This is a genomic window from Hydrogenophaga sp. (assembly GCF_025699295.1).
Classification (GTDB): Bacteria; Pseudomonadota; Gammaproteobacteria; order Burkholderiales; family Burkholderiaceae_C; genus Hydrogenophaga.
Genome location: NZ_JAILWB010000001.1, coordinates 248,798 through 268,841, shown reverse-complemented (window position 1 = coordinate 268,841; position 20,044 = coordinate 248,798). Strand labels below are relative to the sequence as shown.

At 65.1% G+C, this 20,044-nt stretch carries 20 protein-coding genes; 1 reads left to right on the top strand and 19 read right to left on the bottom strand.

The features are described 5' to 3' along the window. A complete protein-coding gene (nagZ, locus tag K5880_RS01270) occupies positions 1-1,095 on the top strand; it encodes a beta-N-acetylhexosaminidase (protein WP_297647600.1) in 1,095 nt (364 codons plus the stop codon). 27 nt (positions 1,096-1,122) lie between these two features. Here nagZ and K5880_RS01265 read toward each other — a convergent pair whose 3' ends face one another. The 19 genes from K5880_RS01265 to sdhC all read right to left on the bottom strand — a co-directional run bounded on the left by K5880_RS01265 (position 1,123) and on the right by sdhC (position 20,026). Continuing rightward, positions 1,123-1,803: an LON peptidase substrate-binding domain-containing protein gene (locus tag K5880_RS01265; protein WP_297647802.1), complete on the bottom strand. Its 681-nt coding sequence runs from the start codon at positions 1,801-1,803 to the stop codon at positions 1,123-1,125. Beyond that, a complete protein-coding gene (accD, locus tag K5880_RS01260) occupies positions 1,803-2,681 on the bottom strand; it encodes an acetyl-CoA carboxylase, carboxyltransferase subunit beta (RefSeq protein ID WP_297647597.1) in 879 nt (292 codons plus the stop codon). Before accD ends, K5880_RS01265 begins: the two co-directional genes overlap by 1 nt. A 44-nt stretch (positions 2,682-2,725) precedes the next feature. After that, entirely contained in the window at positions 2,726-3,535 is an 810-nt protein-coding gene (gene trpA, locus K5880_RS01255; RefSeq protein ID WP_297647594.1) for a tryptophan synthase subunit alpha, read from the bottom strand. Next, a complete protein-coding gene (gene trpB / locus K5880_RS01250; protein ID WP_297647591.1) occupies positions 3,532-4,800 on the bottom strand; it encodes a tryptophan synthase subunit beta in 1,269 nt (422 codons plus the stop codon). The genes trpA and trpB overlap by 4 nt, the downstream gene beginning before the upstream one ends. A gap of 46 nt (positions 4,801-4,846) precedes the next feature. Continuing rightward, a complete protein-coding gene (locus K5880_RS01245; protein ID WP_297647588.1) occupies positions 4,847-5,524 on the bottom strand; it encodes a phosphoribosylanthranilate isomerase in 678 nt (225 codons plus the stop codon). Next, a complete protein-coding gene (truA, locus tag K5880_RS01240) occupies positions 5,521-6,342 on the bottom strand; it encodes a tRNA pseudouridine(38-40) synthase TruA (RefSeq protein WP_297647585.1) in 822 nt (273 codons plus the stop codon). The genes K5880_RS01245 and truA overlap by 4 nt, the downstream gene beginning before the upstream one ends. A 21-nt stretch (positions 6,343-6,363) precedes the next feature. Beyond that, a complete protein-coding gene (locus tag K5880_RS01235; protein ID WP_297647583.1) occupies positions 6,364-8,973 on the bottom strand; it encodes a FimV/HubP family polar landmark protein in 2,610 nt (869 codons plus the stop codon). Positions 8,974-9,234: 261 nt separating this feature from the next. Beyond that, positions 9,235-10,365 carry an aspartate-semialdehyde dehydrogenase gene (asd, locus tag K5880_RS01230; RefSeq protein ID WP_297647581.1) on the bottom strand — a complete coding sequence of 377 codons (1,131 nt, stop codon included), beginning with the start codon at positions 10,363-10,365 and terminating at the stop codon, positions 9,235-9,237. Positions 10,366-10,444: 79 nt separating this feature from the next. Beyond that, positions 10,445-11,533, bottom strand: coding sequence for a 3-isopropylmalate dehydrogenase (gene leuB, locus K5880_RS01225; protein WP_297647579.1), 1,089 nt, complete (start codon positions 11,531-11,533; stop codon positions 10,445-10,447). Positions 11,534-11,605: 72 nt separating this feature from the next. After that, positions 11,606-12,256, bottom strand: coding sequence for a 3-isopropylmalate dehydratase small subunit (leuD, locus tag K5880_RS01220; protein ID WP_297647577.1), 651 nt, complete (start codon positions 12,254-12,256; stop codon positions 11,606-11,608). A gap of 15 nt (positions 12,257-12,271) precedes the next feature. Beyond that, the gene (locus K5880_RS01215) at positions 12,272-12,433 is read right to left on the bottom strand and encodes an entericidin EcnAB (RefSeq protein ID WP_297647574.1); all 162 of its coding nucleotides are present in this window, start codon (positions 12,431-12,433) and stop codon (positions 12,272-12,274) included. 28 nt (positions 12,434-12,461) lie between these two features. Continuing rightward, the gene (gene leuC / locus K5880_RS01210) at positions 12,462-13,883 is read right to left on the bottom strand and encodes a 3-isopropylmalate dehydratase large subunit (protein ID WP_297647572.1); all 1,422 of its coding nucleotides are present in this window, start codon (positions 13,881-13,883) and stop codon (positions 12,462-12,464) included. 29 nt (positions 13,884-13,912) lie between these two features. Beyond that, the gene (locus K5880_RS01205) at positions 13,913-14,839 is read right to left on the bottom strand and encodes a LysR substrate-binding domain-containing protein (RefSeq protein WP_297647570.1); all 927 of its coding nucleotides are present in this window, start codon (positions 14,837-14,839) and stop codon (positions 13,913-13,915) included. 165 nt (positions 14,840-15,004) lie between these two features. Next, positions 15,005-16,300: a citrate synthase gene (locus tag K5880_RS01200; RefSeq protein WP_297647569.1), complete on the bottom strand. Its 1,296-nt coding sequence runs from the start codon at positions 16,298-16,300 to the stop codon at positions 15,005-15,007. A gap of 21 nt (positions 16,301-16,321) precedes the next feature. Then, a complete protein-coding gene (locus tag K5880_RS01195; RefSeq protein WP_297647567.1) occupies positions 16,322-16,621 on the bottom strand; it encodes a succinate dehydrogenase assembly factor 2 in 300 nt (99 codons plus the stop codon). A 25-nt stretch (positions 16,622-16,646) separates the two neighbouring features. Beyond that, on the bottom strand, positions 16,647-17,351 hold the full coding sequence (locus tag K5880_RS01190; RefSeq protein WP_297647564.1) for a succinate dehydrogenase iron-sulfur subunit: 705 nt from the start codon (positions 17,349-17,351) through the stop codon (positions 16,647-16,649). Between the two features lie 38 nt (positions 17,352-17,389). Next, positions 17,390-19,195 carry a succinate dehydrogenase flavoprotein subunit gene (gene sdhA, locus K5880_RS01185; RefSeq protein ID WP_297647561.1) on the bottom strand — a complete coding sequence of 602 codons (1,806 nt, stop codon included), beginning with the start codon at positions 19,193-19,195 and terminating at the stop codon, positions 17,390-17,392. Positions 19,196-19,199: 4 nt separating this feature from the next. Further along, complete coding sequence (gene sdhD, locus K5880_RS01180) at positions 19,200-19,565, bottom strand: succinate dehydrogenase, hydrophobic membrane anchor protein (protein WP_297647557.1); 366 nt, start codon at positions 19,563-19,565, stop codon at positions 19,200-19,202. A 29-nt stretch (positions 19,566-19,594) separates the two neighbouring features. Continuing rightward, positions 19,595-20,026, bottom strand: a complete 432-nt coding sequence (sdhC, locus tag K5880_RS01175) for a succinate dehydrogenase, cytochrome b556 subunit (RefSeq protein ID WP_297647555.1) — start codon at positions 20,024-20,026, stop codon at positions 19,595-19,597. Positions 20,027-20,044 lie beyond the last annotated feature (18 nt).

Sequence of the window (20,044 nt, the reverse complement as noted above, 5' to 3'; positions counted from 1 at the left end):
ATGCACGCACATGCACCCCTCATCATCGACGTGGCCGGCCACAGCCTGACCACGCTGGACCGCCAGCGCCTGGCCCATCCGCTGGTGGGCGGTGTCATCCTGTTCGGCCGCAACTGGAAGGACCGCGCCCAGCTCGGCGCGCTGTGTCGCCAGATCAAGGCCGTGCGGCACGATCTGCTGATCGCGGTGGATCACGAAGGCGGGCGCGTGCAGCGCTTCCGCACCGATGGCTTCACTCATCTGCCGCCGATGGCTGCGCTGGGAGCGATGTGGATGCGCGCCGCGAAATCCGGCGAGTCCGAAGGCTCTGCCGCGCTGGAAGCGGCCAATGCGGCGGTGGCCACGGGCTACGTGCTGGGCGCCGAGTTGCGTGCCTGCGGCGTGGACCTGAGCTTTGCGCCGGTGCTCGATCTCGACCACGGCGAAAGCACCGTGATCGGCGACCGCGCCTTCCACCGTGACCCCCGTGCGGTAACGGTGCTGGCGCAGAACCTGATACATGGCCTGCGGCAAAGCGGCATGGCGCATTGCGGCAAACACTTCCCGGGCCATGGTTTCGTCAAGGCCGACTCGCATCTGGCGATTCCGGTGGACCGTCGCAGCCTCGGGGCCATACTGGCCGATGACGCGGCGCCCTATGGCTGGCTCTCGGCCAGCCTGGAAGCCGTGATGCCGGCGCACGTGATCTACCCCCGGGTGGACAAGCGGCCCGCCGGATTCTCGTCGCGCTGGCTGCAGGACGTCCTGCGGCATCGCCTGGGTTTCACGGGGGCCATCTTCAGCGACGACCTGAGCATGGCCGCCGCACGGCAGATCGGTGGCCGCGAGGTGAGTTTCACCGAGGCCGCGCTGGCCGCGCTCGCGGCGGGCGCTGACATGGTCCTGCTGTGCAATCAGTCGGTGGTGGACGGCGGCGCTCCCATCGACGAGGCCATCGATGCGCTCTCGCGAGCTGTTCTGCAAGGGCACTGGCAACCGAGCGCCGCGAGCGAGGGGCGCCGCCTGGCACTCCTGCCGAGGTCGGCATCCCCCCGATGGGAGGCGCTCATGGTCAGCGAACGCTATATGCAGGCGCTGTCACTGCTGCCGGGCTGACACGCCGCCCACGCCGGCGGGGGGGCTTCAAACGCCGCCCAGTCCCAGCTTGTCCAGCAGGTCCGAGACCAGTTCCAGCCGCAGAACGGGGCTGTCCAGAGTCATCAGCCGCTGCTTGAGTTCGGCTGGCGCGGGCAAAAGTTCGGCCCACCGGTTGGCCACCCAACCACTGTCGTCCCACTGATAGGGGGCTTGCAGGGGGAGCTGGTCCAGGTTGCCCGGATCGCGTTCCTGCAGATTCCGCAGCAGGCGCTGCAATGCGTCGCGGGTGTGGACGAGGTGATCGGGCAGCGGCACCACGGCCTCCGGCTCGTCAAGTTGCACGTCTGCCACCCACAGGCCGTGCGGCAACTGGCTGCGGCGCGTCACGTGAAAGCGCTGCAGGCCGCGGCAGCGGATCATCATCAAACCCGGCTGAGGCCGCTCCAGGCTTTCGATGTGTGCCAGTGTGCCCACGGGGTGGAACACCTCCCGCGCGAAGCCGTCGCCCGTGGGGGGGGAGGCCGGATCGATCCGTCGCACCTCGCTGCCCTCGCTCAGGCACACCACGCCGAAAGGTGCACCGGCCTTGTGGCAGCGGCCGATCATGTCGAGGTAGCGCACCTCGAAGATGCGCAGCGGCAACCAGCCTCCCGTGAACAGCACGGTCTGCAGCGGGAACAGGGGCAGTTGCGACAGCGTGAGCGCCTCTGCCGGGCGCACGGAAATCAATCGTCGACCACCGCGTCTGCGCTCTGGCGCTGCAGCATCGCCAGGGTGTTGGCGATGGAAGAGCGCAGTTCGCGCCGGTCGCAGATGAAGTCGACCGCGCCCTTGGTCTGCAAGAACTCGGCGCGCTGAAAACCTTCGGGCAGCTTCACCCGGACGGTGTTCTCGATCACGCGCGGACCCGCAAAGCCGATCAGTGCGCGAGGCTCGGCAATCACCACGTCGCCCAGGAAGGCAAAGCCTGCACTCACGCCGCCCATGGTCGGGTCGGTGAGCACGCTGACGTAAGGCAGTCCCTTTTTCGCGAGCCTGGTGAGTGCCGCGTTGGTCTTGGCCATCTGCATCAGCGAGAGCAGGCCTTCCTGCATGCGCGCGCCGCCGGTGGCGGTAAAACACACGAAGGGCACCTTCTGCGCGATGGCTTCCTCGACGCCGCGCACGAAGCGTTCCCCCACCACCGAACCCATGGAGCCACCCATGAAATCGAATTCGAAGCAGGCCACCACCAGACTGATGCCGTGCACTGCGCCGCCCATGACGACCAGTGCGTCGGTCTCGCCGGTGGTCTCCAGTGCGTCCTTCAGGCGCTCGGGGTACTTGCGGCTGTCCTTGAACTTGAGTGCGTCGACTGGCAGCACCTCCTGAGCGATCTCGTAGCGGCCTTCGGCGTCCAGAAAGGCGTTGAGGCGCGCGCGCGCGCCAATGCGATGGTGGTGGCTGCAGTGCGGGCAGACGTTCTGATTTTTTTCAAGATCGTTCTTGTAGAGCACGGCCTCGCAGCTCGGACACTTGATCCACAGGCCCTCGGGCACGCTGCGGCGTTCGGTGGGGTCTGTCGGGGTGATCTTCGGCGGCAGCAGTTTTTCGAGCCAGGACATGGTGCTTCTCCGTGCGGTGGCGCCGGCAGGGCGCAATGGGCGAATTATGCGTCGAGCGCTTTCCGGATGGTGCGAAGGAACTGGATGGCCACGGCCACCACCTTTTCGTGTGGTTCGTTCTCCAGCAACTGAATGATCTTGCTGCCGATCACGACCGCGTCGGCGGTCTGGCCGATGGCGCGCGCGGTTTCCGCGTCGCGGATGCCGAAGCCCACACCTACCGGGATGCTCACATGCGCGCGGATGCGCGGCAGCATCGCCTGGACCTGGCCGACGTCAAGGGTGCCCGCGCCCGTCACACCCTTGAGCGAGACGTAATACACATAGCCGCTGGCCACGCGTGCCACCTGTGCCATGCGTTCGTCGGTCGAGGTCGGGGCCAGCAGGAAGATCAGGTCCATGCCGTGTGCGCGCAGCGCGGCTGCGAAGTCTTCGCACTCCTCCGGCGGGTAGTCGACAACGAGCACACCGTCCACGCCGGCGGCGCTCGCATCGCGCACGAAGGCCCCGGCGCCATGTTTCTGGTCGTAGCGTTCCACCGGGTTGGCGTATCCCATGAGCACCACGGGCGTGGTGATGTTGCGCTCGCGGAACGCGCGCACCATGCTCAGTACCTGCACCAGGCCGATGCCCAGAGCCAGGGCGCGGTCGCCGGCTTTCTGGATCACGGGACCATCGGCCGAAGGGTCGGAGAACGGCACGCCCAGCTCGATGATGTCGGCACCGGCCTCGGCCATGCCGTGCATCAGTTCGGGGGTGATGTCGGCGAACGGATAGCCGGCCGTGACATAGGGAATCAGGGCCTTGCGGTTCTGAGCCTTGAGTTGTGAGAGCGTGTTTTCGATGCGGCTCATTTCGGACTGCCTCCCTTGACGGTGTGCCCGCGCATGGACGGCCTGTCGTAGAAGTCGACACCCGACAGATCGGCGACGGTGCCGATGTCCTTGTCACCCCGGCCCGAGAGGTTGACCAGGATGGATTGATCCGGTTTCATGGTTTTGGCCAGCTTCATCGCGTACGCCAAGGCGTGGCTGGATTCCAGCGCCGGGATGATGCCCTCTGTGCGGCACAGGTGGTGAAAGGCTTCGAGCGCTTCGGTGTCGGTGATGCCCACGTATTCGGCGCGACCGATGTCCTTGAGGAATGCGTGCTCTGGCCCGACGCCGGGGTAGTCAAGGCCGGCGCTGATGCTGTGCGTCTCGGTCACCTGTCCGTTGTCGTTCTGGAGCACATAGGTGCGGTTGCCGTGCAGAACGCCCGGACTGCCTTTCTGCAGCGAGGCCGAGTGCTTGCCGCTGTCCAGTCCTTCACCCGCCGCCTCCACGCCGATCAGGCGCGTTTTCTCGTGATCGATATAGGGGTGGAAGATGCCCATGGCGTTGCTGCCGCCGCCCACGCAAGCGATCACCACGTTGGGCTGCTTGCCACGGCAACCGGCAGCTTTGAGCATCTGGGGCATCTGCACCAGACATTCCTTGCCGATCACACTCTGGAAGTCGCGCACCATCATGGGGTAGGGGTGTGGGCCGGCCACGGTGCCGATGATGTAGAACGTGTTGTCCACGTTGGCCACCCAGTCGCGCATGGCCTCGTTGAGTGCGTCCTTGAGCGTCTTGCTGCCGCTCTCCACTGGCACCACGGTGGCCCCAAGCAGCTTCATGCGGTAGACATTGGGGCTCTGGCGCTTGACGTCCTCGCTGCCCATGTAAACCACGCATTCCAGGCCGTAGCGCGCGCAGATGGTGGCGGTGGCCACGCCGTGCTGGCCGGCGCCGGTTTCGGCAATCACACGCGGCTTGCCCATGCGTCGCGCCAGCATGGCCTGCCCGATGGTGTTGTTCACCTTGTGCGCGCCGGTGTGATTGAGGTCCTCGCGCTTGAGGAAAATCTGCGCGCCACCGGCCTCGCGGCTCATGCGGGCGGCGTGGTAGACCGGACTTGGTCGGCCCACGAAGTGGGCAAGCTCGCTTTGGAATTCCGCGAGGAACTCGGGGTCATGCTGGTACTTCGCGTACGTAACCTTGAGTTCGTTGATGGCGTGGGTGAGCGTTTCGCTCACGAAGCTGCCGCCGTAGATGCCGAAATGGCCTCGGGGGTCGGGTTGCTGATAAGTCTGCATGGGGAGTCTCGATAGGGCCACTTGCCCGGCTCCCGGTCAGGAGTGGTCAGGGCAGGCGGGAAATCTGCGCATCGGCCGCACGCACGGCGGCCACGAAGGCGAGCATCTTGTCGGGGTCCTTGATGCCTTTGGCGGCTTCGACCCCGGAGCTCACGTCAACGGCCCAGGGCCGTACGCGAGAGATGCCATCGGTCACGTTTGCAGGCGTGAGTCCACCAGACAAAACGAGGCGAGAGCTGGCGTTTAGAAGTGGATGTGACCAAGGGAATGCTGTCCAGTCGAAGGATTGACCGCCGCCGCCATAACCTTCGACCAGGGCGTCGAGCAGGATGGCCTGGGCAGCTGCGTGTTCCGTTGCGTATTCTAGAAGATCGAAGCCTGTCCCCGCGGACCCGGTGGGAATGCGCGCGGCCCGCAGGTAGGGTCGGCCTGCGGCCTGGCAGTCTGCCGGCGTTTCGTCGCCATGGAACTGCAGCAGCGCCTGCGGTACGGCTATGCAACCGCGCGCGATGTGTTCCGGGCTGGCATTGACGAACAGCAGCACCGGCATGACAAACGGGGGCAGGCGGCTGGCCAGCTCGCCCGCACGCTCCGCGCTCACGTGGCGCGGGCTCTGCTCGTACAGCACGAAGCCCACCGCATCGGCTCCTGCGCGCACGGCGGCATCCACGTCGGCCTCACGCGTGAGGCCGCAGATCTTGATGCGGGTGCGGTGGGTGTTCATGGCAACCAGTCAAAGGCGGGTGTGCGCTGTGGCAGACCCAGGGCTGCATCGTAGACCGGTCCGAGGAAATACAGACCGTCGGGGGAAAAGGTCGGCGCTGCCGCGTCGCGGCTGCGCGCCTGCAATACCTCGGTCATCCAGGTGGGCGGGCGGTTGCCGGCGCCGATTGCGATCAGGCAACCCATGATGTTGCGGATCATGTGGTGCAGGAACGCATTGGCTTCGAATTCGAAGCGCCAGTAGCCGCCACGACGTGCGATGTCCAGCCGGAACAGATGCTTGACGGGAGAATGGGACTGGCACTGCGCCGCGCGAAAGGAAGTGAAGTCGTGTTCGCCTACCAGCGCCCGCGTGGCCATCAGCATGGGCTCCAGGGCGAGCGGGCGAAATACCCAGCCCACTTGACCGGTATCCACGCTGGGGCGCACGGGAGACTCCAGCAGGACATAGGCGTATCTGCGTGAGCGCGCGCTAGCGCGGGCATGGAAGCTGGCCGGCACCTTGCGCGCCCATTGCACAGCAATGTTGTCAGGGAGAAAGCTGTTTGTGCCACGCACCCAGGCATTTTCGGCGCGGTCCAGCGGGGAGTCGAAGTGCACGACCTGCATCAGGCCGTGTACGCCGGCATCGGTGCGACCGGCGCAAAGCGTCCTGACGGGAGAGCCGGCCGAAAAGTGGGCAATAGCCCGCTCCAGCTGGTCCTGTACTGTGCGACCGCCCGGCTGGCTTTGCCAGCCGTCGTAGGCGCGGCCGTTGTAGCTCACACCCAGCGCTATGCGGGTCTTTGCGGAATCGGACGCCGGGGAAGGGAGAGGCAAAGACGAAACCGGCGCGGTGTGTCAGGCCAGATCGGCCAGGAAGGTGCCGGCCTTGGTCTTGAGCGAACCGGAGGCTTCGGCCAGCACTTCTTCGGCCAGCGATCGCGCGCCCTCGAAATCACCTATGGCGCGGAATTCCTCGGCCAGGGACAGCTTGGTCTCGAGCGGGTTCTCTTCTGTCAGGCGGCCCGCCGATGTGACTTCTTCCTGTACCGGTGGTGCGCCAAGATCGAGGTTGATGTTGTTGAGATCGAACGACATCATCTCGGGAGCTGCCGCAGGCTGGCTCCGCGGGCCCTCGTCGGTGTTGCTCGCCGTGCCCAGATCGATGATTGGTTCGTCGTCGAAAGTGGGTGCCTCAGGCGAAATGGCGTCGGCTTCGGGCCCGGCACTGATCGGATCGGCTGTCGACAGCGGTGCGGGGCCTGATGGGAAGTCCAGGTCGAAGTCCATGGACATGGACGACGGAGGGCCTTCCCTGGCAGCTTCTGCCTGCTGGGTCAGTTCTTCTGTGGCCTTGAGGTCGTCCATGCCGGAAAGGGCCGCCTCGCCCGGTTTCTCGATGGGGGCTGATGCCGAAGGCTCGTCGAGGGAGAAGTCCAGATCCAGGTCCAGGTCACCCATGCCGGAAGGCGTGCCAGACGACTTGCCAGGCTCGGCCAGGGTGCTGCTGCCGAATGGCATGGTGTTCATGGCGCCTCCTTCGGCACTCACCGCAGCGGCCACTTTTACCGCCGGGCTACCGCCGGGCTGGTAAAGCGGGTTGGATGGATCGAGTTCCTTGCCCAGTTCGCAGGCATGTTCCCACTCGGGGCCTTCACCCTGCGTGAGCCCATAGGCCTCGGTGGCGACCACCTCGAACGCCCGGGCGTCTCGGCGCTTGGCGTAGATCTCGAGCAACTTGTTGTGAATGGCCACGCGCGTGGGCGTGCTACGCATGGCCTCCTTGAGGATTTCCTCGGCCTGAAGATCCCGGCCATAGGCCAGGTACACGTCGGCTTCGGCCACCGGATCCACGTCTCCTGCAGCGTCGAGCTGGCTGGGCGAATAGACCATGGACGAGCCCGACGCGACGGATTCGGCCGTGTCGATACGCTGTCCGCCGCTGGAGCCGAAGAACGAGTCGGGCTGCAGACGGCTCTCCAGGAACGAACTGTCCACGCTCGAACCGTGCTTGCGCTGGCGCATTCGGTAGATGCCGAAGCCGGCCAGCAGGGCGAGCAGGCCACCGGCGAGAGGCAGGACCAGTGGGTTGTCGCGCAGTTGGTCGATGAACGACGGCTCGTCGGGCAAGGGCGTGGGCACGGGCAGCGGTGGCTTCACCGGCGCGGGCGTGGTGGAGGGGGCGGCTGCAGCGGGCGCAGCGGCTGGGTCGGGCGTGGGCTCCGCGGAGGGTGTCGCCGCAGCGGGCGCCGTGGCGTCGGCGGGCGCAGGAGTGGGGGTGGTAGGCACCGTCACCGTCGGGGCCGGCGTTTCAGCCTGTGCGGCCGCTGGCGGTGCGGGGGCTGCCGGCGTGGCGGCGGGGGCGGTACCACCCGCGCCGAGTTTGGACAACTCCTCGATGTTGCGGGACAGTTCGGCCACGCGCGTAGAGGCTTCCCGGGCCTGACGATCCCGGGCGATCTTGTCTTCGCCTGTGGCCTGGCCGGGCGCGGCTTCCTTGGACAAAGTCAGCTTGTCGGCTGCGGGAGCGGCGGGGCTGGCGTCCTTCACCTCGGTCTGGACCTGTCCTGCGGACTGGCGGTCCGCCGCTGGTACGCCAGCGTCTGGTGCGCTACCGGCCAGGCGGCGGCGGAACTCGTTGAAGTCACGGCTTTGCGCCGTGATGGTCTGACGGGCCTCGGCGGCGGGAATGGCGCCTGCCTGCACGGCCGTCGGGAGGTCCATCACCACGCCAGCCTTCATGCGGTTGACGTTGCCCTCAATGAAGGCATTCGGGTTCTGCTGCAGCATGGCCACGAGCATCTGATCCAGCGACACATTGGCGGGCTTGTTGGCAGCGGCGATACCGCTGGCGGTGTCTCCCCGTTGCACACGAACCTGTCCGCCACCTTCACTGCCACTGGGCGCTGGAGCGGGAGAGGGAACTGGTTGCTGTGCCACGGGTGCTGGCGCGGGGGCTGGGCGGGGTGGCTGAATCTGCGGTGCCACTGGCGCGGGGGCCGGGCGCTGCGCCTGCGCGGTGGCGGGCGCGGCAACGCCAGGGGCCACCGGTGTCGGCGGGGTTGCGGCGCGCAGATTCGGGGGGTCAAAAAGCAGGGTGTAGTCGCGCACGATGCGACCGGAAGACCAGTTGGCCTCCACGATCAGGTCGACGAAGGGTTCGGTCACGGGACGTGAACCGGTCAGGCGCAGATAGGCACGACCGTCTGCGCGGCGCTGCAGGGACACCTGCAGGGTGGTCAGCGCAGCGTTGATTTCAGCGCCTGCGGCGCGGAAGGTGTCGCCAGAGGCCAAGCCCACCCGAAGGGTGGCCGCTTCGTCGGCGTTGATTTCCGGCACATCGATTTCGGCCCGCAGGGGTTCGCCGAGAGCCGATTGAACGACGACGCGTCCAAGGGCCAGTGCCCGCGCATCGTTGTGCTGGATCAGGCCCGCACACAGCAGCGCCGCCGCAGCGACCGCATGCAACCGCGCGAGCCCTTTGAAACCAGCACTTTGTTGCAGTTGGCGGGGCTTGTGGGAAGGGGTGTGGCGGGAGTTGGATGGCACTTTGACCTCGACGTAAAAAACCGAGAATTGACCTTAACATCAACGGATTACAGTGACAAGCTGAGAATCCGCTTGAGTTTCCCAGCTGACCATCCGTCGTCCTGATGGCAGGTGTTCGCGTTGCAGAGGCGCAACGCGAACACCTCGATTTGTTACCTCGGTACGTCGACCCCGCGCGGATCAGGCGTCGAGCAGAATGCGCAGCATGCGCCGCAGCGGTTCGGCTGCGCCCCAGAGCAACTGGTCACCAATGGTGAAGGCCCCCAGGTACTCGGGTCCCATGGCCAGTTTGCGGATGCGGCCCACCGGGATTGTCATCGTGCCGGTCACGGCCACCGGGGTCAGGTCTTGCACCGTCGCTTCACGCGTGTTCGGTACCACTTTGACCCAGGCGTTGTCGGCCGCGATCAAGGCTTCGATGTCGGCCAGAGGAACGTCCTTTCTGAGCTTGAACGTCAAGGCCTGGCTATGGCAACGCATGGCCCCCACACGCACGCAGAAACCGTCCACCGGGATGGCCGGCGCCTCGAAGCCCTCACCCATGCCGAGAATCTTGTTGGTCTCGGCCATGCCTTTCCACTCTTCCTTGGACACACCGTTGCCCAGATCCTTGTCGATCCAGGGGATCAGCGAACCACCCAGCGGCACGCCGAAGTTGGCGGTCTCGGCGCCAGTCAGTGCGCGCTGCCTGGCGATCACCTTGCGGTCGATTTCGAGGATGGCACTCTTGGGATCGTCGAGCAGGGCCTTGACCTCGGCGTTGAGCGTGCCGTACTGGGTGAGCAGTTCGCGCATGTGCTGCGCGCCACCCCCGGAGGCCGCCTGGTAGGTCTGTGTGCTCATCCACTCGACCAGACCCGCCTTGTACAGCGCCCCTACGCCCATGAGCATGCAGCTCACGGTGCAGTTGCCGCCGATCCAGTCCTTGCCCCCGCGGGCCAGCGCGTTCTGGATCACGGGCAGGTTGACCGGGTCGAGGATGATGACCGCGTTCTTGTCCATGCGCAGCGTGGACGCGGCGTCGATCCAGTGGCCTTTCCAGCCGGCTGCACGCAGTTTGGGGTAGACCTCGCTGGTGTAGTCGCCACCTTGCGCGGTGATGACGATGTCACAGCGCTGCAGGGCCGCGATGTCGTGGGCGTCTTGCAGGCGGGTTTCGTTCTTTGCCATGGCGGGGGCTTTGCCGCCCGCGTTGGAGGTGGAGAAAAACAGCGGTTCGATCAGGTCGAAGTCGCTCTCCGCGAGCATGCGGTCCATCAGCACGGAACCCACCATGCCGCGCCAGCCTACGAGTCCTACGAGTTTTGTCATGTCAACGCCCTTTCAAGTTGAAAAACCTGTGTGCCCCGGCTCGTCGTGCCGGGGAGGGGCGTGACGAACCGGAGCTGTATCAGCCCTTGGTAATGGTTTTGGTGATGGCGGCCACGACAGCGTCACCCATGCCTCGGGTGCTGACTTTGGTCGTGCCTTCCGACCAGATGTCGGTCGTGCGCAGGCCGGACGCGAGCACGCTGCTGACCGCATGTTCAATGCGGTCGGCAGCTTCGGTCTGGTTGAACGTGAATCTGAGCATCATGGCAGCGGACAGTATTGTAGCCAGAGGATTGGCCAGATTCTTGCCTGCGATATCGGGCGCGCTGCCGTGGCTGGGTTCGTACAGTCCCTGGTTCTTCGTATTCAGCGAGGCCGAGGGCAGCATGCCGATGGAGCCGGTGAGCATGGAGGCCTCGTCGGAGAGGATGTCGCCGAACATGTTGCCGGTGACGACCACATCGAACTTCTTGGGTGCCTTGACGAGTTGCATGGCCGCGTTGTCCACGTACATGTGCTCCAGCTCCACGTCGGGGTACTGGGCATGCACCTCGGTGACCACGTCCTTCCAGAACTGGAAGGTTTCGAGCACATTGGCCTTGTCGACACTCGTGACCTTCTTGCTGCGCTTGCGCGCGGCCTGGAAGGCCACATGGGCGATGCGCTCGATCTCGGGCTTGCTGTAGCGCATGGTGTCGAAAGCTTCTTCGGCGCCCGGGAAGTGGCCATCGGTGGCGGTGCGACGACCGCGCGGCTGGCCGAAGTAGATGTCGCCCGTGAGCTCGCGGATGATGAGGATGTCCAGGCCGGAGATCAGCTCGGGCTTGAGGCTGGAAGCGCCTACCAGCTCCGGGTAGCAGATGGCCGGGCGGAAATTGGCGAACAGGCCCATGTGTTTGCGCAGGCCGAGGATCGCCTGCTCGGGACGCAAGGGGCGGTCCAGCTTGTCGTACTTCCAGTCACCGACCGCACCGAACAGCACTGCGTCGGCGTCCATCGCCAGCTTGAGCGTGGACTCGGGCAACGGATGGCCATGGGCCTCGTAGGCCGCGCCGCCGACCAGGGCCGATTCCATTTCCATGGGCAACTCGAGCGCCTGAAGAACACGAACGGCCTCGGCCACGATTTCGGTGCCGATGCCGTCACCTGGAAGAACTGCGATTTTCATGTGATGCGGAATTGGAACCCCGGCGCGTGGCCGGGGCGGTTGGCCTCGTCGAGGCAGAACAGGCGGATGTGCTCAGGTGGCCATGGTGTGGGCAAGCCAGGGCTTGGTGGCCAGGCGCTCGGCCTCGAAGGCGGCGATCTTGTCCTTGTAGCGCAGGGTCAGGCCGATGTCGTCGAGGCCATTGAGCAGGCAGAACTTGCGAAACGCCTGCACTTCGAAGGGCAATTCGTCACCCTGGGGTTTGACGATCACCTGTCGTTCCAGGTCGACGGTCAACTGGTAACCGGGGAAAGCCGCGACTTCATCGAACAGCTGAGCGACCTGCGACTCGGGCAACTGGATCGGCAGCAGGCCGTTCTTGAAGCAGTTGTTGAAGAAGATGTCGGCATAGCTTGGCGCAATGAGGGCACGAAAACCGTACTGGTCGATGGCCCAGGGCGCATGTTCGCGGCTGGAGCCGCAACCGAAATTCTTGCGCGCCAGCAGCACGGAGGCGCCCGCATAGCGCGGCTGGTTGAGCACGAAATCCGGGTTGGGCTTGCGGCTGGCCGGGTCCTGGCCCGGTTCGCCCTTGTCGAGGTAGCGCCACTCGTCGAACAGGTTTTCACCAAAGCCGGTCTTGCGGATCGACTTCAGGAACTGCTTGGGAATGATGGCGTCGGTGTCGACGTTCTCGCGGTCCATCGGGGCCACCAGGCCCTTGTGAAGGGTGAATTTCTGCATGAGCTTGTGTCCGCGTTATTTGGCGATGTCCTGAACCTTCTCGCCGGCCTTCTCGATGCCCTTGCCCGCAGCCTGCCCCACCTCTTTGGCGTCCTGCTTGACGCCGCTCCAGGTGTTGCAGCCCGCCAGCGACAGCGAGAGTGCCAATGCCGTTGCGATCCATGCGATGGTTTTCATGTGGTTCTCCTGTGGGTGGATGGGCAGGTCAGGCGATCGTGCGCACGTCCACGAAGTGACCGTGTACAGCCGCGGCTGCGGCCATCGCGGGGGACACGAGGTGGGTGCGGCCGCCTGCGCCCTGGCGGCCTTCGAAGTTGCGGTTGCTGGTCGAGGCGCAGCGCTCGCCGGGCTCGAGGCGGTCGGCATTCATGGCCAGGCACATCGAGCAACCGGGCTCGCGCCACTCGAAACCGGCGGCCTTGAAGATTTCGTGCAGGCCTTCGCGCTCGGCCTGCGCCTTCACCAGGCCCGAGCCCGGTACCACCATCGCCAGCTTGACATTCCTTGCGACCTTCTGTCCGAGCTTCTTGACGACGGCCGCGGCCTCGCGCATGTCCTCGATGCGGCTGTTCGTGCAGGAGCCGATGAAGACCTTGTCGACGAAGATGTCGTTGATCGGCTTGCCAGGGGGCAGGCCCATGTAGGTCAGGGCGCGTTCGATGGCGCCGCGCTTGCTGGCATCCTTCTCGCGATCCGGGTCGGGCACCGAACCATCGATGCCGAGCACCATCTCGGGGGAGGTACCCCAGGTGACCTGCGGCACGATCTGCGATGCGTCGAGCTCGACGATAGCGTCGAATCGGGCGTCTGCATCGGAGTGCAGCGATGTCCAGTAGGTCACGGCCTGGTCCCACTCCAGGCCGGTGGGTGAGAGCGGTCGGCCCTTGACGTATTCGATGGTCTTGTCGTCCACCGCCACCAGGCCCGCGCGCGCACCGGCTTCGATGGCCATGTTGCAGACCGTCATGCGGCCTTCCATGCTCAGCGAGCGGATGGCCGAGCCGCCGAATTCGATGGTGTAGCCGGTGCCGCCAGCGGTGCCGATCTTGCCGATGATGGCGAGAACGATGTCCTTGGCCGTGCAGCCCCTGGCAAGCTGCCCATCAACACGCACCAGCATGTTCTTCGCCTTCTTGGCCAGCAGGGTTTGCGTGGCCAGCACATGCTCGACCTCGCTGGTGCCAATGCCGTGGGCCAGGGCGCCAAAGGCCCCGTGCGTGGAGGTGTGGCTGTCCCCGCAGACGACCGTCATGCCGGGCAGGGTGGCACCGTTCTCCGGGCCGATCACATGCACGATGCCCTGGCGCTGGGACATGAAAGGGAAGAAGGCGGCCGCGCCGAATTCGGCAATGTTGCTGTCCAGCGTGGTGATCTGTTCCTTGCTGATCGGATCGGTGATGCCGTCGTAGCCGAGTTCCCAGCCGGTGGTGGGGGTGTTGTGGTCGGCCGTGGCCACCACCGAACTCACGCGCCAGACCTTGCGCCCCGCCTGGCGCAAGCCTTCGTAGGCCTGCGGGCTGGTGACTTCATGCACCAGATGCCGGTCGATGTACAGCACGGACGTGCCGTCCTCTTCGGTGTGAACGACGTGTTCGTCCCAGATCTTGTCGTAGAGCGTACGTGGCATGGGGTGGGGCTCGTGGTGGAGGAAAGATTTTATGCGGCCTGCTGCATCTCGACGGCCTGCAGGTGATCGACCAGCAGGCGCGCGGTGGCCGGCAGACTCGAGAAGTTGCGGGCGACCAGAACGAGCTGGCGCAAGGCCCAGGGGTCGGTGAGCGGCAGGGCCTGAAGCGTGTCGGTGGCGTTCAGCAACTTAAAAGCGCGCTCGGGCATCACGCCCACGCCCAGGTCGTTGGCGATCATGCGGCACATCGCGTCCAGCCCGGTCACTCGGATGCGCACACGCACCGAGGTACCGGCCCGCGAGGCAGCCTGGTGCGTGGCAAGGTGGATCGAACTGTTGGCGTGCAGGCCGACATGGTCAAAGGGCAGCGACGTCTCGAAAGCGACCGGGCCTCCATCTGCCAGTGGATGGCCTCGCGGCACCACCAGCACCAGGCGATCACGCCGGTAGGGCAGACTTTGCAGGCCACCGATGCCGGTGGCTCCGTTGCACAGGCCCAGGTCTGCAGCTCCTTCCTGCACGGCGCGCAGCACTTCGGGGCTGAGATGCTCCTCCAGGTCGATCTTGATCTGTGGGTGAAGTCGGGTGAAGGCACCCAGGTCTTCGGGCAGGAACTGCACGATGGCCGAGATGCTGGCGTGCACGCGCACATGGCCGCGCACGCCGTCGGCATACTCGGCCAGTTCCACCTGCATCTTCTCCAGCCCGAACAGCACCGCGCGCGCATGGTGCAGCAGACCTTCGCCCGCTACCGTGAGGCGCACGCCCCGCGCATGGCGGAGCAGCAGTGTGGTGCCCAGCGCTGCTTCGAGGTCTGACAGGCGTTTGCTGATGGCCGAGGCGGCAATGAACTCCCGCTCGGCCGCGCGACCGATGCTGCCCAGCTCGCACACGGCTACGAAGAGCTGCAGCGAGGTGAGGTCGATCTGGCGGGCGAAGTTGCGTTCGGAGAGCATGGGGACTGGCTTCTCGATACGAGATGTCGATCGGGTATTTTCCCACTAGACGTGGCCGGTGGCCGTCTCCAAACGCGATGACCCTGTTGCCGCAATGCGAAGACAGGGGCGAAAGAAAGCCCGCTCGGAGGCGGGCTTGCAGACTAAGCGGCGTGGAGCGCCGGTTTACTTGATGTCGCGACGCGGCGAGCCAGTGAACAGCTGGCGCGGGCGGCCGATCTTGTATTCGGCGTCGCCGATCATCTCGTTGAGCTGGGCGATCCAGCCGACGGTGCGGGCCAGCGCGAAGATGCCGGTGAACAGGTTGACCGGAATGCCGATGGCGCGCTGCACGATGCCCGAGTAGAAGTCTACGTTCGGATATAGCTTGCGTGAGACGAAGTATTCGTCTTCCAGGGCGATCTTCTCCAGCTCCTTGGCGAGCTTGAACAGCGGGTCGTTTTCCAGTCCGAGTTCCTGCAGCACCTCGTTGCAGGTTTCCTGCATCAGCTTGGCACGTGGGTCATAGTTCTTGTACACGCGGTGGCCAAAGCCCATGAGCTTGACGCCAGAGTTCTTGTCCTTGACCTTCTCCATGAACTCGCCGACCTTGGACACGCCCCCGGAGCGCTGGATGTCCTCCAGCATGTTCAGGCAGGCCTCGTTGGCGCCGCCATGGGCCGGGCCCCAGAGGCAGGCCACGCCGGCTGCGATGGCTGCGAAAGGGTTGGTGCCCGACGAGGCGCACAGGCGCACGGTCGAGGTGGATGCGTTCTGTTCGTGGTCGGCGTGCAGGATGAAGATGCGGTCCAGTGCGCGTTCCAGCACGGGGTTGACCACGTAGTCCTCGCACGGGGTGCCGAACATCATGCGCATGAAGTTGCCGGCATAGGACAGGTTGTTCTGCGGGTACATGTAGGGCTGGCCCATCTTGTACTTGTAGGCCAGGGCCACCAGCGTGGGCATCTTGGCGATCAGCCGGATGGCCGCGATCTCGCGGTGCTCCGGGTTGTTGATGTCGGTGCTGTCGTGATAGAAGGCCGACATGCCACCGACCAGGCCGGTCAGGATGGCCATGGGGTGCGCGTCGCGGCGGAAGCCTCGCAGGAAGAACTGCATCTGCTCGTTGACCATGGTGTGGTTGGTCACGAGCTTGTGGAAATCGCCGCGCTGCTTCTCGTCGGGCAGTTCACCATTGAGCAGCAGGTAGCAGGTGTCGAGGTAGTCGCACTTCGTGGCCAGTTGCTCGATCGGGTAGCCGCGGTACAGCAGTTCGCCCTTGTCGCCATCGATGTAGGTGATGGCGGACTGGCACGAGGCCGTCGACAGGAAGCCAGGGTCGTAGGTGAACATGCCCGTCTGTGCGTAGAGCTTGCGGATATCGATCACGTCCGGGCCGATGTTGCCGGCGTACACCGGCAGATCCACACTGGGGCTGCCATTGGAAAACGACAGGGTGGCTTTGTTGTCTACGAGTTTCATGCGGTTTCCTTTGCGGCTGACTTAAAGGGTTGGCCGGGTTGCGCGCAGCAGACCCAGAAGGTGCGTGACATCGTCACGGGCCAGGTCACCCTGGGGGGCTTTGCGGCCCAACAGCAGATCGAGCAGATCGTTGTCGGACAGATCCATCAAGGCCCCCAGGGCATCGGCTTGACGGACCGTCAAGCCAGATTCATGCCTGGCGAAAAAGCGCTCAATGAACAGATCGTTCTCGAGCAGCCCGCGGCGGCACCTCCACCGGAGCTTGCTCAGGGCGCGCTCGTCGAGCAAAGTCTCGGCGGTGGTGGTGGTGGTGACGTTCATGGGATAGGGTGGCGTCGTGAAGAGCTCAGACCGAGCGCATCACCATCATTTCCTTGATCTTGCCGATGGCCTTGGTGGGGTTCAGTCCCTTGGGGCAAACGTCCACGCAGTTCATGATGGTGTGGCAGCGGAACAGGCGGTACGGGTCTTCGAGGTTGTCCAGGCGTTCCGAGGTCGCCTGGTCGCGACTGTCGGCAATGAAGCGGTAGGCCTGCAGCAGGCCGGCCGGGCCGACGAACTTGTCCGGGTTCCACCAGAAGCTCGGGCAGCTGGTGGAGCAGCTTGCGCACAGGATGCACTCGTAGAGGCCGTTGAGTTCCTCGCGTTCCTCGGGGCTTTGCAGCCTTTCCTTTTCAGGCGCGACGGTCTCGTTGATCAGGTAGGGCTTGATGCTGTTGTACTGCTTGAAGAACAGCGTCATGTCCACGATCAGGTCGCGCACCACGGGCAGGCCGGGCAACGGCTTGAGCACGATGTCGCCCTTGAGCGTGTTCATGTTGGTCAGGCAGGCCAGGCCGTTCTTGCCGTTGATGTTCATCGCGTCCGAGCCGCAGACGCCTTCGCGGCAGGAGCGGCGGAAGGAGATGGACGGGTCGACCGCCTTGAGCTTCATCAGCGCGTCCAGCAACATGCGTTCGTGGCCGTCGAGTTCGACCTCGATGGTCTGCATGTAGGGCTTGGCGTCCTTTTCCGGGTCGTAGCGGTAGATCTTGAATGTGCGTTGGGCCATGGTGTTTTCTTCTCCGAGCGTCGTGGGTTCGAGTGGTGTCAGAAAGTGCGCACTTTGGGCGGCACGGACTCCACGGTCAGGGGCTTGAGGTTGACAGGCTTGTACGTCAGGCTGTTGTCGGCGCTGTGCCACAGCGTGTGCTTCATCCACTCGGCGTCGTTGCGGCCCAGTGGGAACTGCGCATCGTCGGCCGGGCGCTCGTAGTCGTTGACGGTGTGCGCACCGCGGCACTCGTGGCGCGCGGCGGCCGAGGTCATGGTGGCCTGGGCACATTCCATCAGGTTCTCCACCTCGAGCGCCTCGATGCGCGCTGTGTTGAACACCTTGGACTTGTCCTTGAGCGCGATGTTGCCGACCCGTGCGCGCATCGCGTTGATCTTGGCCACGCCTTCGTCCATGCTGGCCTGGGTGCGAAACACACCGGCGTGCTGCTGCATGGCGGCGCGCAGGTCGTTGGCCACGTCCTGCGCATACTCGCCGCTGGTGGTGCTGTCCAGGCGGGCCAGGCGCGCCAGCGTTTTGTCGGCGGCGTCCGCGGGCAGAGGCTTGTGGGTCTTGTTCTTGTCGTTGAACTGCACGATGTGGTTGCCGGCCGCACGGCCGAACACCAGCAGGTCGAGCAGGGAGTTGGTGCCCAGGCGGTTGGCGCCGTGCACGCTCACGCAGGAGCACTCGCCCACGGCGTACAGGCCGTTGACGACCTTCTGGTTGCCCTGGCCGTCGGGTGTGACGACCTGACCATGGATGTTGGTCGGGATGCCGCCCATCTGGTAGTGGATGGTGGGCACGACAGGGATCGGCTCGCGCGTGATGTCGACGTTGGCGAAGTTCACGCCGATTTCGTACACGGAAGGCAGGCGCTTGTGGATCGTCTCGGCGCCCAGATGGTCGAGCTTGAGCAGCACATAGTCCTTGTTGGGACCGCAACCGCGTCCTTCCTTGATCTCCTGGTCCATGCAGCGGCTGACGAAGTCGCGCGGTGCCAGGTCCTTCAGCGTGGGCGCATAACGCTCCATGAAGCGCTCGCCTTCGCTGTTGAGCAGGATCGCCCCTTCGCCCCGGCAACCTTCGGTCAGCAGCACGCCCGCGCCGGCGACGCCGGTGGGGTGGAACTGCCAGAACTCCATGTCCTGCAACGGGATGCCCGCGCGCGCCGCCATACCCAGGCCGTCGCCGGTGTTGATGAAGGCGTTGGTGGATGCCGCGAAGATGCGACCGGCGCCACCCGTGGCCAGCAGGGTGGTCTTGGCTTCGAGGATGTAGGTCTCGCCGGTCTCCATTTCCAGCGCGGTCACACCGACCACGTCGCCGCTGGCATCGCGGATCAGGTCCAGCGCCATCCATTCGACGAAGAAGGTGGTGCGCGCCTGCACGTTCTGCTGGTACAGCGTGTGCAGCATGGCGTGGCCGGTGCGGTCGGCCGCGGCACAGGCGCGCTGCACCGGCTTCTCGCCGTAGTTGGCGGTGTGGCCGCCGAAGGGGCGCTGGTAGATGGTGCCGTCGGGATTGCGGTCGAACGGCATGCCGAAGTGCTCGAGTTCGTACACCACCTTGGGCGCTTCGCGACACATGAACTCGATCGCGTCCTGGTCACCCAGCCAGTCGGAGCCCTTGATGGTGTCGTAGAAGTGGTAGTGCCAGTTGTCCTCGTTCATGTTGCCCAGCGAGGCGCCGATGCCACCCTGTGCCGCCACGGTGTGCGAGCGGGTGGGGAACACCTTGGAGAGCACGGCCACCTTGAGGCCGGCGCGCGCGAGTTGCAGCGAGGCGCGCATGCCGGAGCCGCCGGCACCGACGATGACGACGTCGAACTGACGCTTGGGAAGGGATGCGGATGCGGACATGGCTTCAGAGCCTCCAGAGAACTTGAACAGCCCAGCCCAGGCAGGACAGGAGCCAGACGATGGTGAAGACGTGCAGCACGAGGCGGATGCCGGCCGGCTTGACGTAGTCCATCCAGATGTCGCGCATGCCGACCCACACGTGCCAGGCCAGGGCGAGGAAGACGGCGAAAGTCAGCGCCTTCATCCACTGGGCGGCGAAGATGCCGGCCCAGCTCTCGTAGCCGATGGGGCCGCTGGTGAACAGCACCTGTACCAGCACGATCAGCGTGAACAGGGCCATGATGGCGGCGGTGATGCGCTGGGCGAGCCAGTCGCGCAGGCCGTAGTGGGCGCCAGTGACGACGCGCTTGGAACCGTAGTTGACAGACATGTTGTGAGGTCCTTGAGGGGAGGCGTCGCTCAGTAGAGGCCGAACAGCTTGGCGCCCAGCAGCAGCGTGAGGGCTATGCTGGCGATCAGGGTGAACAGGGCCGACGATTTACCGAACTCCTTGCTTACGGCGTGGCAGACATCCATGTAGAGGTGTCGCACGCCCGCGATGAGGTGGTGCAGGTAGGCCCAGATGAGGGCCAGCACGACCAGCTTGAACAGCCAGCCGGGCACGAAGCCCAGACCGGCGGAGAAAGCCGAGGTGAACCGCCCGAAGGAGATCTCGGACGACACCGAGGTGTCGAACAGCCAGACGATCAGGGGCAGGAGGACAAACATCAGGCCGCCGCTGGCGCGGTGCAGGATCGACACCCAGCCTGCTGGCGGCAGACGGTAGGTGGTGAGGTCCTTGAAGGCGTTGATGTTGCGGAACTCGGGCCGCTTCTTGGTCAACTCGGTCATGGTGGGGCTTTCTTCCGG